Annotated in this window: 15 protein-coding genes, 1 tRNA gene and 1 pseudogene; 6 read left to right on the forward strand and 11 right to left on the reverse strand. The window is 26.0% G+C overall.

Annotated features, from left to right (window positions below):
* Nucleotides 1-12: 12 nt before the first annotated feature.
* Nucleotides 13-126 (forward strand): annotated as a pseudogene (locus OW763_RS13430) (IS6 family transposase); the annotation flags it as partial.
* Between the two features lie 161 nt (nucleotides 127-287).
* Here OW763_RS13430 and OW763_RS13435 read toward each other — a convergent pair.
* From OW763_RS13435 to OW763_RS13445, 3 genes are all read right to left on the reverse strand, one after another.
* The gene (locus OW763_RS13435) at nucleotides 288-1,460 is read right to left on the reverse strand and encodes a phospholipase D family protein (RefSeq protein WP_268041653.1); all 1,173 of its coding nucleotides are present in this window, start codon (nucleotides 1,458-1,460) and stop codon (nucleotides 288-290) included.
* 827 nt (nucleotides 1,461-2,287) lie between these two features.
* On the reverse strand, nucleotides 2,288-3,823 hold the full coding sequence (locus tag OW763_RS13440) for a transposase (RefSeq protein ID WP_268041654.1): 1,536 nt from the start codon (nucleotides 3,821-3,823) through the stop codon (nucleotides 2,288-2,290).
* Nucleotides 3,824-4,447: 624 nt separating this feature from the next.
* On the reverse strand, nucleotides 4,448-4,606 hold the full coding sequence (locus OW763_RS13445; protein ID WP_268041655.1) for a hypothetical protein: 159 nt from the start codon (nucleotides 4,604-4,606) through the stop codon (nucleotides 4,448-4,450).
* Nucleotides 4,607-4,730: 124 nt separating this feature from the next.
* Here OW763_RS13445 and OW763_RS13450 point away from each other — a divergent pair, with 124 nt between their 5' ends.
* Nucleotides 4,731-5,045 carry a hypothetical protein gene (locus tag OW763_RS13450; RefSeq protein WP_268041656.1) on the forward strand — a complete coding sequence of 105 codons (315 nt, stop codon included), beginning with the start codon at nucleotides 4,731-4,733 and terminating at the stop codon, nucleotides 5,043-5,045.
* A gap of 468 nt (nucleotides 5,046-5,513) precedes the next feature.
* Here OW763_RS13450 and OW763_RS13455 read toward each other — a convergent pair whose 3' ends face one another.
* Complete coding sequence (locus OW763_RS13455) at nucleotides 5,514-6,698, reverse strand: hypothetical protein (RefSeq protein WP_268041657.1); 1,185 nt, start codon at nucleotides 6,696-6,698, stop codon at nucleotides 5,514-5,516.
* A gap of 163 nt (nucleotides 6,699-6,861) precedes the next feature.
* Here OW763_RS13455 and OW763_RS13460 point away from each other — a divergent pair, with 163 nt between their 5' ends.
* Nucleotides 6,862-7,428, forward strand: a complete 567-nt coding sequence (locus OW763_RS13460; protein WP_268041658.1) for a restriction endonuclease — start codon at nucleotides 6,862-6,864, stop codon at nucleotides 7,426-7,428.
* A 218-nt stretch (nucleotides 7,429-7,646) separates the two neighbouring features.
* Here OW763_RS13460 and OW763_RS13465 read toward each other — a convergent pair whose 3' ends face one another.
* The gene (locus tag OW763_RS13465) at nucleotides 7,647-7,817 is read right to left on the reverse strand and encodes a helix-turn-helix domain-containing protein (protein ID WP_268041659.1); all 171 of its coding nucleotides are present in this window, start codon (nucleotides 7,815-7,817) and stop codon (nucleotides 7,647-7,649) included.
* A 182-nt stretch (nucleotides 7,818-7,999) separates the two neighbouring features.
* On the opposite strand from OW763_RS13465, the gene OW763_RS13470 reads away from it, so the two are divergent.
* Nucleotides 8,000-8,758: a LexA family transcriptional regulator gene (locus OW763_RS13470; RefSeq protein ID WP_268041660.1), complete on the forward strand. Its 759-nt coding sequence runs from the start codon at nucleotides 8,000-8,002 to the stop codon at nucleotides 8,756-8,758.
* An 11-nt stretch (nucleotides 8,759-8,769) separates the two neighbouring features.
* Complete coding sequence (locus OW763_RS13475) at nucleotides 8,770-9,900, forward strand: site-specific integrase (RefSeq protein ID WP_268041661.1); 1,131 nt, start codon at nucleotides 8,770-8,772, stop codon at nucleotides 9,898-9,900.
* 116 nt (nucleotides 9,901-10,016) lie between these two features.
* Here OW763_RS13475 and OW763_RS13480 read toward each other — a convergent pair.
* From OW763_RS13480 to OW763_RS13490, 3 genes are all read right to left on the reverse strand, one after another.
* Nucleotides 10,017-10,092, reverse strand: a tRNA-Thr gene (locus OW763_RS13480).
* Between the two features lie 91 nt (nucleotides 10,093-10,183).
* Nucleotides 10,184-10,672, reverse strand: a complete 489-nt coding sequence (locus OW763_RS13485; protein ID WP_268041662.1) for a DUF134 domain-containing protein — start codon at nucleotides 10,670-10,672, stop codon at nucleotides 10,184-10,186.
* A gap of 184 nt (nucleotides 10,673-10,856) precedes the next feature.
* Nucleotides 10,857-11,168: a DUF5320 domain-containing protein gene (locus OW763_RS13490; RefSeq protein ID WP_268041663.1), complete on the reverse strand. Its 312-nt coding sequence runs from the start codon at nucleotides 11,166-11,168 to the stop codon at nucleotides 10,857-10,859.
* A 271-nt stretch (nucleotides 11,169-11,439) separates the two neighbouring features.
* Between OW763_RS13490 and OW763_RS16985 the strand changes: the two genes are divergently transcribed.
* The gene (locus tag OW763_RS16985; RefSeq protein ID WP_418921803.1) at nucleotides 11,440-11,532 is read left to right on the forward strand and encodes an Hsp20/alpha crystallin family protein; all 93 of its coding nucleotides are present in this window, start codon (nucleotides 11,440-11,442) and stop codon (nucleotides 11,530-11,532) included.
* A 14-nt stretch (nucleotides 11,533-11,546) separates the two neighbouring features.
* On the opposite strand, the gene OW763_RS13500 is transcribed toward OW763_RS16985, so the two are convergent.
* From OW763_RS13500 to OW763_RS13510, 3 genes are all read right to left on the reverse strand, one after another.
* On the reverse strand, nucleotides 11,547-13,370 hold the full coding sequence (locus tag OW763_RS13500; RefSeq protein WP_268041664.1) for a HAMP domain-containing sensor histidine kinase: 1,824 nt from the start codon (nucleotides 13,368-13,370) through the stop codon (nucleotides 11,547-11,549).
* Nucleotides 13,370-14,047 (reverse strand): response regulator transcription factor, encoded by a 678-nt coding sequence (locus OW763_RS13505; RefSeq protein WP_268041665.1) that lies wholly within the window; start codon nucleotides 14,045-14,047, stop codon nucleotides 13,370-13,372. The genes OW763_RS13500 and OW763_RS13505 overlap by 1 nt, the downstream gene beginning before the upstream one ends.
* A 111-nt stretch (nucleotides 14,048-14,158) precedes the next feature.
* Nucleotides 14,159-15,313: a hypothetical protein gene (locus OW763_RS13510; protein WP_268041666.1), complete on the reverse strand. Its 1,155-nt coding sequence runs from the start codon at nucleotides 15,311-15,313 to the stop codon at nucleotides 14,159-14,161.
* Nucleotides 15,314-15,387 lie beyond the last annotated feature (74 nt).

Genomic DNA, 15,387 nt, shown 5'->3' on the forward strand with positions numbered 1-15,387 from the left:
TAAAGAAGAACAATGAACAAAACAAATGTAAAATTCCCTCATTGTCATTCAGATAAACTATATAAGTTTGGATTAAATAAACAGGCTAATCAAAAATATTCATCTCAAAAATGTAAACGTCAGTTTGTAGCTACATAGTCTTTATTAATATTCTTCATTAACATTCAAACCTCCACTTTATTACAGGTTTGTTTACCATACAATAAAATAATCAAACTTATATAATTTTGAAAAAACGAGTAATTCTACGAAATATTAATTTCTTTTTCATATTAGCTTAACAAATTCTATTTTTTTATATTCCATAAAGGTAGGTTTGGACATTTAGATTTAATATCATTAACATCCACTATATACCTAACCATTTTAGTTCCTTTGAAATGATCTATATAATTATCTAGCTCATTATAAAAAGTATCTGTTGGCATAGCTAACACATATAAATACATTCTTACTGCAACCTTTATAAAGACAGCTATGGGTCTTTGAGGCGTTGGATATGCTAGTCCTATTGCTGCGTCTAATTCAAATCTATAGTTTTGACTTGCTACGCTAACACTTGGTCTTATTTCTATTTCACCTAATTTTCCACTTGAATTGACACTTCTTAATATTATTCTATAAACTCCATTTTGACCAGCTTGTGCTCCAAAAAAAGTTTGAAATGTATTTTTATCAAAATTAGCTTGACTCCATCTACTTCCACTTTTAGGTATTTGTGCAACAAGCACTTCATTATTCTCTAAAAAATCCCAAGCTTCAAAATCATCATCATCTATTATATTTTCTTTATTTTGCTCAGAAGTCTCTATTATTATATCATCTATGTCTTCACTTTCATCATTAAAAATTTCTTCACCCTCATCAATATCATTAATCTTATCCGTTGTTTTTTTGTTTCTTATGACTATTCTTTCATTCTGTTTAGCTCTTTCTATTACATCCTCATCATGAATATCAAATAAGTATTTTTCATTATGTACTAACCAATTATTAAAATAAATTTCTATTTCATTAATTTGAGTATCATTTAGCTCTACATAGTTAAATGCCTCTATATTTCTTCTTAACCCTTTTTCTGTTAGGTTATTAGACCCTACAATTAAAACTCCACCAGTCTCTTTTCTAAACCATGTAAATTTAGGATGAAAAGTAGTACTTTTATGATTATGCATGAAAACTAAAACCTCTAATGAATTTCCATATTTCAAAAGCATTTCATCTAATTTTTTTAATGTTCTAGTATTAGTAATTTCATCAATTCCTATGATTAATTTAAATTTACCTTTGTACTTAATAAAATCCTGAAAAATCTGGTCACCTAAAAATAAATTAACTCCACCCTTAGTAACAAACGCAAAAACACCCGCACCATATTTCACTCCATTGCAAGCTTCTAATAATGCTTCATGTAATGAATATGTTCCTGGAAATATTGGGTCTTGAATATAAAATTTCATTTTTATTAACCTCCTTATATTATAATATTTATACATTCATATTATAATACAAGAATTATGTATATTAAACTATATAATACTTGTTTTACCATTATTTACACAAGAATATTTTCTAATTATTGTAACTCTTCTGTGTCTTATTTTATTTGTATTATATCCTACTAAATACATTTTCAATCAAGTTTCATTATATAAGTTTAATATGATTTTTTATTTATATTCCTTATAACCTTACCGCCCTAAAATTTTTGAAACTAACTTAATCTAGTTAACTCTTTATTATTTATGTAAACTAAAAACGACCATAACTAATGGTAATTTTCTTTAACAATAGTATTACTTTGTAACCTCACACAATCACAAAACTTCATATAAAATATAACATATAATACTTGTAATTCATATAAATAAAAATTTCATATTTCAAAATTCTTATTTATATTAACAATTGATATTACATAAATAATCGGTGGTTTATATGAACTATTACAACCACCGACACTCTTTTATATCTAATACCTCTAATATAATTATTTTACTTAAAATATATCTCTAAAATTTATTAAATTTCAATTCTTTTTATTAAAATTTCAAAAACCCGCGAAAGCTCAGACTATCACTTTATTATACTTCAATAAAGCGACGGTTTTAATTACTAACAAGTTACCCTTATACTCTCGCCTAATATAATATATTAAGTTACAACATATAAGGAAGCACTTGATATAAGCAAGTACTTGTTTCATTAAAACTTTCACTACCAATAATCTTAATAGATTATTACCGCTAGCATCAGGCCCGTCTGAAGACCTATTCATTAAATAAAATTAAATTCCCATACTTGATATTCTTTTATTATTACTTATTCTAATTCTCTCTATTTCCTGGTCATGAAATATAATAAAATCATCAAATAGCTTATCACATAATTCATTATTTACTGATTCTAAATCATCATTTACATTCATTATTAAAAATGCTGAATATAAATCTCTTTGAATCTTTATTTCTTTACCTTTATAGTTGAGAACTTTCCATCTTTCATTTATAGCCTTTTTTACACATTTCTGATTAATATGATTATATTGACTTGCTTTTACTTTCCATGTATTTATTTTTATTAATTCTTTATTTTGATATTTTAATTTATTGTCTAATATATCTAATAACATTGATGGTGCCTTATTACCTATCGATTTTCCAAATCGCTTTCTCCTATTACATTTACCCGTTTTTTTATTAATAATAGTTTTCTTTGCTTTTCTTTGCAATGCTTTATAATTCATAGTTTCCACATATACAGTATCTCCTAAACTTAATATATACTTTGCAAGTTTATTGTGAGATTGTCTTCTTATGTCAGCCTGTCTCCTATACATTTCTCTTAATTGTAGTTGAGTTTTAATATAGTGATTAGATTTAATCCAGTTGTCTTTGTTATTTTCATTTAATGTACCATCCTTATTATATTTACTAGCATTAGTAGCTCTACGACTTCTTTTTAGTTTCATTAATAGTCTTTTTCTTTCTTTATCTATGTTTTGTATTTCTGGAGATAATTCTAGAAGTTTAACCACTTTCTTGCTACAAATAGCTATTGTTTGAGTTCCAATATCTATTCCAACGCTCCCCTTGCTTATAGTATCTTTATTTAATTTTGACGGTGGTACTCCTTCTAGTATGAGCTGAACATAATACTTATATTTTCCACGTACAAACTTTCTTACTATCCTTGAATACTTAACCTTGTCTTTTCCTAATGCAGTTTGAACATATATATCGTTTTTCCTACATACAATAGGTATTTTTAATTTACCCCACTTAATAATATTGCCTTTAAATATAATACCGCAGCTGTTTCTCCTATTTTCTATACTATTAAACTCTCCAAACTTTTTAAACTGCGGCTTACCATATCCATCATACATATACTTATAAAAAGTTTCTACTGCCCTATCAGCTATTTTATCTGTAATCTCCTGTTGAATATGCTTCTTAAAATAATGCTGCATTGGAACATATACACTTCTTAATAGCGCTTCTTTAAATTTAGAACTTTTAGGTGTATATAATTTAAACTTTTTCTTTATATCTCTTAAATCCTTATTGATCAATAATTTCTTCTTTTCAAGTTTTACTTTCTTTTTATCATCTTTTTTACAATTATCAATATCTTTATTAATTTCCCTAAGGTTTTTCCATTCTTTTCTATATACTTTACTTTGTTCCATAGTTCTATATCTTTTAAATAATTCATTTAAACATGCATTATAAATTTTTCTTCCTATTTCTAGTCTTTTATTTATTATATCTTCTTGCCATTTTTCTGTTTTAAATGTTAACATTATTGTATAATTTCCCATATGTTCACCATCTATACTTTATTTATATTTATATTTATATTTATAATTCTATTCTTTTTTCTAAGAATTAATGTATTCTTTATTAAAATACTTTTATTAGCAAAATAACGCTGACTTATTATTCTAATTTTCACAATCATGCATGTTATTACATTCAGGGCTGCTCACTTTGATTAATCCTCATTTTGAAAGTATTATGTATAAATAAGTATAGTCTATAACTTAATTTTTAAATATATAATTATAAACATCACTCGTTCCAATATATTTATTAACTAAAAATGTAATTTATTAAATAATTGCAACCTATAAAGCTATTCTACAAAGCTATAGCTACTACAACAATATTCATATCAACTATTCTCAAAAAACTATATATAATATATTTTAATCCTCTTCTCTGTGTGAAAGATGTGGTCGCCTTCTTAAATTCGAGTATTCTAAAAATACTTATGTTGACAAAAAATTAGTGAGAATTTCTAGCAGTACCAGGACTATATATATACGAAAAGTGTAATCTTTCCAAACCCCACCCCCTTTCACAAGGTGTATCTTGTCAGATTACAAACACATAACATATTTTATCAAGTCTCCTCATTTTGAGGATAATTCTATTGATGTAATTTACCATTTTGGTATATACTGAACATATTTAAACTCTATAGCTATAGCAGGAACTATTACAGTAGTTTGTTTATCTCTTGTTTCATCCCCTCCAATTTGGGTTGTGATACCAAGTTTAACTGTTGTTATTGGTGTGTTTTTATAAGTTGTATGACACATAACTCTCTAGTCTACGTCTGTTATATGTATCTTGTCTGACAAATATATCACCTATTTGTATAACTATTAAAACATTATATGTTTACAATATGCATATATTGTAATATTAAAAGGAGGGGTAAATATGAAATTATATAGCGATGGTGAACGTTATGCTGAACCAGAATCAGTGTGTGATAAGAGTTGGTCACATTTTTTAGACTCTAGTGGAAACTTAAAATCCACCTGGAAAAGTTGGCACAAAAACATAGATGGTACTGATGTTGAATTTTTATTATATGATATAAAACAACCATCTACAGAAGATAGATGGTATTATTTTGAATATTCCTATAAAAAGAGAAAAAATGATTCTCTAATTAAAGAATATTGGTATAAGGTTAAAGAAAATAATATAACAAAATTTAATGTTAATTTTACAACAAAGAAACCTAAGTAAAGTTACTTAGGTTTTTCTAATATAATTATATAAAAATACTCTAGGATATCCACATGCTGTCGCCATTATTATTTAGAGATTAGTTTTCACATAACCTCATATAACCATTAGATACAAACTTTATCACGCTTTTGTTGAAGTATTTCTAAAGCTGGTTATAATTTAAATATTTTATCTTGTCTATCTCTCTGTTCTAACTTATATTGTTGTTGTTTGTAGCACTATGTTACATATATTGTTGTTGAATTCTAAAAAATATAATCAACCCATTCTAATATTAATCTTTACTCTTATATATACTATATTCTCACAATTTGTAACTAATCCCCCACAGCAAAAGCTGTGGGGGATACTTTATAAGGGGGCGTATATTTATTTATAACTATTATTTAATAATCCACCCTAAGCTTATCCTAATTCTAAGTTAATCTCCTATCTTATTAAGTTTCATTAATTAATCCCAGAACTTTAATAAAAAAAGTTTTTAAAGATATTACTGTCCTTATACCGATTTATATTATTTATTTGTGTTTCAGGTAATTTTTTTATGATACCATCAATAGTAATAGGATCTAACTGGTTATCAGAATATATATAATGATACCCTTTACTTAATATGAAATCTCTATACTCTCTAGCTGTTTTATCGCTAACTGAGCATTTTTTAACTTCGCCATTTAAATATCTTATCAAATTCTTAATCTTCTTTTTAGTTGAAGCTTTTAGAGTATTATCCTTTTCTATTACTTCAAACAGCCTATATCTTTTAGTAATGATTTTATCCAAGTGCAGACGCTTCAGATAATATTTAATCTCACCTATCTGATGTTGATAATTAAAACCCTCAGCAAAACTCCCTATATATGATGACATAGGAGAAGCTAAATATTCTGTCTTTGCTTCAGATTTGGATGATAGAACCTTAGTATAAGAAAAATCCTTTGTTATTTTACTTCTATAATTCTTTATCTCAATTCTTAGTATGTTTTGGTTTGAATTAAGATGAATTAATTCCTTATTATTTAATACGTTGCTAGTATTAATTCCAGTAGCCTTATCTTTAAATTCTTTTAATTTATCATAAACAACTATCTTGTAAGATGGATTGCTTTTGCTACTTTTGCTAGGATAAAAGTATATAGTTCCATTATCGGCATATGTAGAATCCATATATATGTTTTGTGTATAAATTTTTCTTATAACATTGTATCTAGCAACATTAATATTAATATCATCTATTATATCAATATTATTTTCATATTCCGTAATTCTCCAAAAATCAATATATGGGTATTTAATGAGGTTGATTACGTCTCTTAATTCATAACAAAGTCTTTTCCATATTATCCTTGAATTATATTGATAAACAGAATATATATTATACCCATATAACAGCTTAGGAATATTAAACTTAATCGATATATAACCTCTATTTAAATACGGCATGTATGTAATATGAATTCCATTAAATGTACCTTCAAACTTATCCTTATAATTATTCTTCTTATTAGTGAAGTATTTTAACTTCTTGGTATCAATAAATGGAAACGTATTAAGTAGTGGATTAGTATGTTGTTTATTGTTATAGCAGTAGTATTTCAATATATCTTTATTAATGTTATCGATGGATATAGTTATAGAATCTATTGCCATAGTTCCACCTCCTTTTTAAAACTATTGTAAGCACTGGTATAGCTTCGTTACAGCTATACCAGCTTCCATATAAATAGACATTATTATAATAAGCTATACATAATAACTCTAATTATAAAACAGACTAAAAGTATATATTTTAAACTTATAAGGAGGAATAATAGTGGATTTTCTAATTCTTTTAATAATTGGATTTTTTATATATAAACATTATAAAAAGAATAATTTAATCATTAGAGATACTTCTCAATTAAAGCGGCAACTTTTACAAATGGATCCCCGACAATTTGAATTATTTACAACTAAACTTTTTACAAAACTAGGCTATAGAGCTAAGGTAACACAAGCTTCAAATGATGGTGGTAAAGATGTAATATTAAAAAAACACCACCAAACTTATTATGTAGAATGTAAAAGATATGCTCCTAGTAACTGTATAGGTAGACCTAAATTACAAAAACTTGTAGGTGCCGCAGTAGCAGATGGTATTCCTATGTATAATACTATTTTCATAACTACATCTTATTTTTCTGAAGGTGCTAAAAAGTATGCTAAAAAAGTTAATATGCAACTCTATGATCTTCAAGGTATATTAAAATTAGCAAATACTTTAAGCTCTTACAAACTTAAAGTACATAATAAACAACTTCAAACCACCATTTGTATTATTTTAAAGTATGACGCAATTTGCGTCATACTTAACAACTTAAATAATTATTTTTTATTATAAAAACGTATTTACTCTTAATATTTATGGGCAATTTTATTTCTCTTATATACTAAAGTTTTAAATCTATGTCTTCCTGCTATAACTCTTCTCTATAATAGTTTTTTTGTTTATAAAAATATAAGACTACTAATCAAATTTATTAAATATACTTTAATTCTATTGATAAAAAAATATACTGCATCTAACCCAAATAATTATAGTAAAATATAAGTGTTATATTAATTTATTACTTTATCTTCAATAAACTTATCTAAATATTCTTCTGGAATTCTTATTTGTCTTCCTATCTTAATATGTTTAATTTTATTTTGTCTAACCAATTCATAAATAGTGTTGCGATGTACATTTAATAAATCAGCAACTTCATAAACTGTTAATACTTTACTCATTATTACCCCTCCCCAATCATTGTTAATATAATTCACATTTTAACACATTTGTAAATTATTTTCACACTCCATTGACTTTATTTTATATATATTAACACTGATTGTCAACCTTTTTCACGAATTCATTTCTCGTTGAATATTTTCACGATTATATGTATAATACTATAAAAGGAGTTGGTTAAATGTTTGATAAAGAAAACTTCAAAATAATATTAGAAAAGGCTATTGGTAATAGAACTATTACTGAATTTGCTGAACAAAGTAACGTAAATAGAACCTATATTTCTAAGTATCTTAATATGAATCTAGATACTGCTCCTTCAGTAGATATCTTAAAGAAATTAGCTAGTACTGCTGAAAATAATATAGATTTAAGAACATTAATGGATGCTGCTGGATACTTTGATGAAGATTTATATAATTCACTTTACATATATTTATCAAAAAACTTAAAGATGAAAGTTCCTGAGTCTTCATTTTTACTGCAACCCAGAGGGAATTTAAAATATTCTTCTTCCTCACCTACGATATATAAAATCACAGAATCAGCAGTAGAAATTCCTGTATTAAAAAACACTGAACTAACTACAAACATTTTAAACAAAGAAAATATATTATCGAAACAATACGTTAATTTTTCAGAAACTAAAAATGGTTCATATTTTTTTGTATATGTTATAGATGATAGTATGATAAATGCTAGAATTCACAAAAATGATCTTGCATATATAGAATATAAAGCAAAAGTTAATAATGGAGACATTGTTACTGTTTTAATAAATAATAAGCTAATATTTAGAAGATATTTTGAAAATAACACTACTGTAGTTTTAAACCCTGAGAATTCAAATTATGAGCCTATAATCATCAGCAAAAAAGAACTTAAATCTAAAGACATAGAAATAGTAGGTAAAGTTATACATATTAAATTTAATCTGTGAAGGTGATATATATGAGAGGTCATGTACGAAAACGAGGTAAAACTTATAGTTTTGTAGTAGATATTGGTAGAGATGAAAATAATAAGCGAAAACAAAAATGGTATAGTGGGTATAAAACTAAAAAAGAAGCTGAAAAAGCATTAAATGACACCTTAAATAAAATTGAAAAAGGAGAATATTTTATTTCAGAAAATATTTCACTTAAAAATTATTTAAGAAAATGGTTAGAAGATTATGTAGAATTAACTTTATCAACTAAAACTATTAAAAGTTATAAAGAAATGATAGATTGGTACATAATCCCTAACATAGGTAATATACCACTAAATAAACTTAAACCTCTTAATATTCAAAACTTTTATAAAAAATGTATAAATGAATTTAATTTAAGTGGTACAACTACACTTTATTGTCATAGAATACTTCATAAAGCATTAAAGCAAGCTGTATTATGGCAAATGCTTAATTCTAATCCTGCTGATGCTGTAGAAAAGCCTAAAAAATCTAAAAAACAATTACAAGTATTAAATACTAACCATGTTGAAAAATTACTTAATAGATTAAAGGAAACTACTTTATATATGCCTGTATTATTAGCATTAACTACCGGGTTAAGACGTGGAGAAATATGTGGTTTAAAATGGTCTGATATTGACTTAGAAAATAAAACTCTTTATGTGAAAGAACAATTACAGAGTAATAATGGTATTCTTGAACTTGTTCCAACTAAAACAGCTGGAAGTAAAAGAAAAATTATTTTATTAGATTTTACACTTCCAATACTTAAACAACATAGAAAACATCAACTACAAAATAAATTACTCTTAGGAAATGAATATACTGATAATAACTTTGTGATTTGTCAAACTAATGGTAATCCTTATAATCCAGATTATATCACTGGAAACTTTGCTAGACATATTAGTAAATTGAGTAAAGAATTAAATATTCCTAAAATACGTTTTCATGACCTTAGACACACACATGCAACTCTTCTTCTTAAGCAAGGAATAAACCCCAAAGTAGTATCAGAGCGACTCGGCCATAGTCAAGTAAGCTTAACGTTAGATACCTATTCTCATGTTCTCCCAGATATGCAAAAGGAAGCTGCTGAAAAATTAAATGACTTGTTAGCAAAGTAGGTATAAATTTACCTACCTTTTTTTGTGTGTTTGCAAAATGTTTGCAATTCGTATTATCTTTATAAATACACAAAAATACCAAGGCTATAAAAGCCTTGGTATTACTAGCTTTAACCTGGTGCTCCTGAGGTGATTCGAACACCCGACCTACTGATTACGAATCAGTTGCTCTACCAACTGAGCCACAGGAGCTTATTTACAATATTTTGTTTCAAAAACATTTTACTCCAAAATGTGAATTTTAGCAACATATGTTTTTAAAATTAATAATTGTAATTTACCATTATTCGCTCCATCTTCTTCCATATCCTCTACCATTACCATTTCTTCCACGGCTGCAATGTCTACAAACATCATTTTCATTATTGCATCTTAAATCCACATCAGAACCACATTTAGGACATTTTACTGTTTCATTATTTAATATTTCACTGCTTTCTTCCCATGTATTACCACAGCTATTACAAACAATTTCACATTTGTTTAAAGTATAATCTCCACCTTGTATCAAAAGTTTTTTTCCATTAACCAAACTATCTGCCATCTTTCTTTTTGCTTCTGAATATATTCTCTGAAAAGTAGAACGTGCAATATTCATTATTTCAGCACACTTTACTTGATCTAAACCTTCTAAATCCATAAGTCTTATGCTTTCAACTTCTTCCACATTCATTATTACAACATCTTCATCTTTGACTTCAGTATCTAATGGTCCAAAACTATTAAATTTAGGCATATACATTATTCTTCTGAATTTTCTGGGTCTTGGCATTTTAAAACTCCCTTCCAAATTAATAAATAATAGAAGAAACTTATAAAGTGTTTTTTAGATAATGAGAATACTATTATAAATAATGGAATATTATAATAAGATATAAAATATTCCATTCTACATAACCCAATACCTAAAATATAAGAAAAGCACAAAGTGCTTTTCTTATATTTTACCTCTTAAATTATTCTTCGCCAAGTTTATTTATTCTATCTTCTATATATTTAAGTCGTTCTTGTAATGTTTGTTTTTCTTCTTGTAATAAATTTTTATCGTCAACATCATTATAGTTATTATTTGGAGTAAATATACCAAAACCTCTACCTAGCCTATAACCTCTTCCATTTCCATATCTTCTTGCTATTTCGCAACCTCTTCTTAGGCTTCTTCCTACTCCAAAATATGTTTTTTTATCCTCATTTGTATTACACTGTCCTAAACCTCTTCCTGTTTTTGAACCATAACCATTGGGACCAGTTCCATCAAATCTTGGCATTTAAATTCCTCCTTTTTAATTTTGGGTATATGCTCTTTATACTTTTATAATAAACCTTTTTGGGTATATGTCAATAAAAAAATATAATATTAACATATTTTTATTTCATTAAATACATTAACTTACTTTTTTATTTCATAATTTACCGAATATTTAAAATTATCTTAAAATATCTTATTTATTATTAAATTTTTTATTTAAACTAAAATATGAAGCAAAATATAATTATTTTACAATTACTGCAAAACGTAATGATACTATAGATGAAAAAATTAATGCTTCTTTCAATAATGGAGTTTTAAAAATTGTTCTTCCAAAACTAGAAAAAAGAAAAGGGAATAAGAGAATAATTGATATTCATTAAAACAAGACAGTACCTTAAGGTATTGCATTATTTTTAGCTTTACATAAACTAAAGAAAAACTGTACTCCTAAATTTGTATTTTTTACACCAAATGTACTTTCGTGCATTTCTAAAATATTTTTAATTATAGCAAGGCCTAACCCAGTTCCACCTAATGCTTTACTTCTTGATTTTTCTACTCTGTAAAATCTATTCCAAATCTTATCAAGTTGTTCATCTGGTATATGTGTTCCACTATTTTCAATATAAAAGTATACCTCATTATCTCTACTTTCCGTTTTTATTTTAATAAATCCATCTCTTTTAGAATATCTTATTGCATTACTAAAGAGATTTACAATAACCTGTTCTATCTTTCTTTTATCTCCATATACATTACAATTATCCATACATAAATTAATTTTTAAATTCTTTTCCTGGGAAATATTTGTAAATTTATTATCTGTGTTTATAATTATTTCTTTAATACTAAAATCACTTTTATTCAATTTATATGCTCTAGCTTCTAATTTAGAAAGCTCAAGCATGTCCAATACAAGTTCGTTCATTTTTTCTATTTCATCTATTATAACCTCTAAATAATAATCTTTTTTATTTTCATATATACCATCTTTGATTCCCTCTGCAAAACCTTTCATAATTCCAAGAGGAGTTTTCAATTCATGTGAAACACTTGCTACAAATTCTTTCCTTACCTTTTCCTGCTTTCTTTCCCTCTCTATATCCTCTGCTAGTTTTTTATTTGCTTTTTTTAATTCTTTCATATTGTAATCTAAACTTTTGGATAATATGTTTAAGCTTTTTGATAAGCTTCCTAATTCATCATCCGATTTTACTTGACAATAAGTTGAAAAATCTAATTCTGCCATATTTTTAGCAACTTTATTCATTTGAATAAGAGGTTTTGAAATCATTTTAGAATATGTAAAAGACAATATAATTATAAATACTATTGCTAATAAAAACATATAAAAATAATAATTTTTCATAATTCCAATAGCTTCATCTACTGGTTGAAGAGATGTTAAAACAAAAATATATTTTTTGCTTCCATTCTTATTCATAACTGGCTTTATAAAAACTCTATTCTGTGTCTTTAATTCAGGTTCATCATAATTATAACTGATTATATCAGAGTTAGATAAATTATTAATTTCATTTTTATTATAAAACCAATAATCTACTTGTTCTATCAATAAATTTTGCTTATACATTATATCTTTACTAAATTTCTTTGGCTTTTCTATATATGCAATTGTTCCTTTTATTTTGTCAATCTGATGTTTTATATCATAATATTCGTCTTTCTCACTAGCATCTTCATCATAATAAATATCTAATGAAATACTTTTATTAGAGTATTCTTTACCATTAATTTCAATCTTAAAAGGTTCTATTATTGTTTCATCATACTCACTTTTTATTCCTTCTATATAAACTTCTTCTCCCTTTTTAATTTCAAAATCAGTTTCATCTTCAATATAATCTATAGGAATCTTATAATAGTTTTCATCCTTATCTTCAATAAGCATAACTGAACTATAAATATCATACATATATGAATACTCAGGTACACCTTTATCATTTGTAATAATCAATATAGAATTGTTTTCTTCAATAAAACGATTGATTCCCTTTATCTCTTGCTCTAATGACCAATTAGAGTTTATATATTTTTTACTAAAGCTGTCTATATTGTTTTTTGTAATTTTTATCTTTTCTTTTAAATAAAACCTACTAAAAAACAAGCTTTGAAAACTCATTTGGATAAATATGAACATAGTAAATACAATTACAGTAATAAAAAATAGTTTATATACAATGCTTTTATTTTTCATTAATTCACCTCAAATTTATATCCTACTCTTATAAGAGTACGAATATACTGTGATTTATGTCCTAATTTTTTTCTTAACTTCTTAATATGAGTATCAACCACCCTGGAATCCGCAAAATAATCATATCCCCAAACTTTATTTAAAATATTTTCTCTTGATAATACCACTCCTTTGTTTTCCATCATATAGCAAAGCAGCTGATATTCTTTAGGTGATAATTCTACTACTTTATTGTCAACTTTAACAATATGGGACTTTTTATTTACTTCTATCCCTTCTATATTCACTGCTTGTTCTTCACTTCTAATAGTTCCATCTATTCTTTTAAGTAAAGTTTTTACTCTTGCAACTAAAACCTTTGGACTAAATGGCTTGGTTACATATTCATCTGCACCTAGCTCAAACCCCATAAGCTTGTCATCTTCATCTGATCGTGCAGTAAGCATAATAATTGGTATATCTGATTGTTTTCTAATCCGCTTACAAACAGACCATCCATCTAACTCAGGTATCATAATATCTAGAATCACTATATCAAATTGATTTTCCTCAAAAATTTCCATAGCCATTTTTCCATCTCCAGCTTCAAATACTTCAAATCCACTAACTCTAAGATAATCTGAAACAATTTCTCTCATTCTTTCTTCATCTTCAACAACTAAAACTTTTTTATACATATATTCAACTCCTAATAGTTTTTAAAATTATATAATAAAACATAGAAAACATCTATATGTTAATTATATAAATGTTTTCTATGTTTTGAAATGATTCATTTAAATTTACTATTATTTATATCTTAAGTTTTGTCTAATCTCTTTTCTTATATTAACTAATTCAGAAAAATCATAAAAGAATAATATTTTCTTTTCAGCTATTGTTTTTCCCTTTGGTTTATTCTCTACAACAAATCGCATAAATGATTCTGCAATATCCTCTTCTGGATTAGTTGAAGCATATTCTGAAACAAAACGATTTTTATATTTTTCATAAAACTCTAAATTTACTTCATCCCCTTCTAACTCTTGTCTCATATTAACTTTCTTATATTCATCATAAATATCTTTCCAGAATTTTTTATAAAAAAGATTCAAATAAGAATTTTTCTTGGTAGTCCCCTCATCTGTAACATAAATTCCCTTTTGTTCTTTATATTGTGGTACGATTTGTCTATCATTTAATGTTAAAACATGTCCAAATTCATGAATAAGAGTATTATTTAATGTTTTTCCAAGTAATTTTCCATTCTCGTTAAAAGCATCCTTTATATCTACTGATAATATCCAAGTTTTATTATCCATATTAGGAGAATCAACATAAGCTAATATCTGATCTTTACCATCTGTGATTACATCATATCTTATGATTTTATTAATATATGTTTTAGGAATTATTTGTTTTGCTCTCTCCCATATTAACTTGTGTTTGTCTTTATCTTTTTTTGATAATTTATTATTATTTTCTTCTGTAGATTTAATCTGTATTCTATTACCTTTTACTTCATAAGAGGCTATTAATTTACTCGCTTCAAACTCTTCATTTTGTTCAGCACAATCTATACACAGCTGTGATACTTCAATATATTTATCTAAAATACTATCAAATTCATTCCAAACTTTATCTGCTTCTTCAAATTTATTTTCCTTGTCTAATAATACTGCCTCATTATATAAACTTTCTAATTTTGTAGACTCTTCCTTTCTTATATCAATTTTTATATCCTTCATAATCTCTTTATATGTTGGGTATTCCATTACTTCACAATCTATGCTATCATTACATTCTCCATCTGTGCTCTCATATACATATTCTATAACTCCACTTTTTTCTTCTAAAGAAACTTTGTTAATTTCCTTTGCATGTACACTTGTTATTATTGCTGAAGAAGCCATTATTGTTACTACTGCTGTCATAATTAAACTTTTAACTTTTTTAGATATCATTTTTATCCCCCCAAAACTTACTTGTTTTTTATCATCTTTACAACTTAAGTATATAATGGTGATGTGTACTTTCT

Origin of the sequence: Clostridium aestuarii (assembly GCF_026735135.1) — a bacterium.
Taxonomy (GTDB): domain Bacteria; phylum Bacillota; class Clostridia; order Clostridiales; family Clostridiaceae; genus Clostridium_H; species Clostridium_H aestuarii.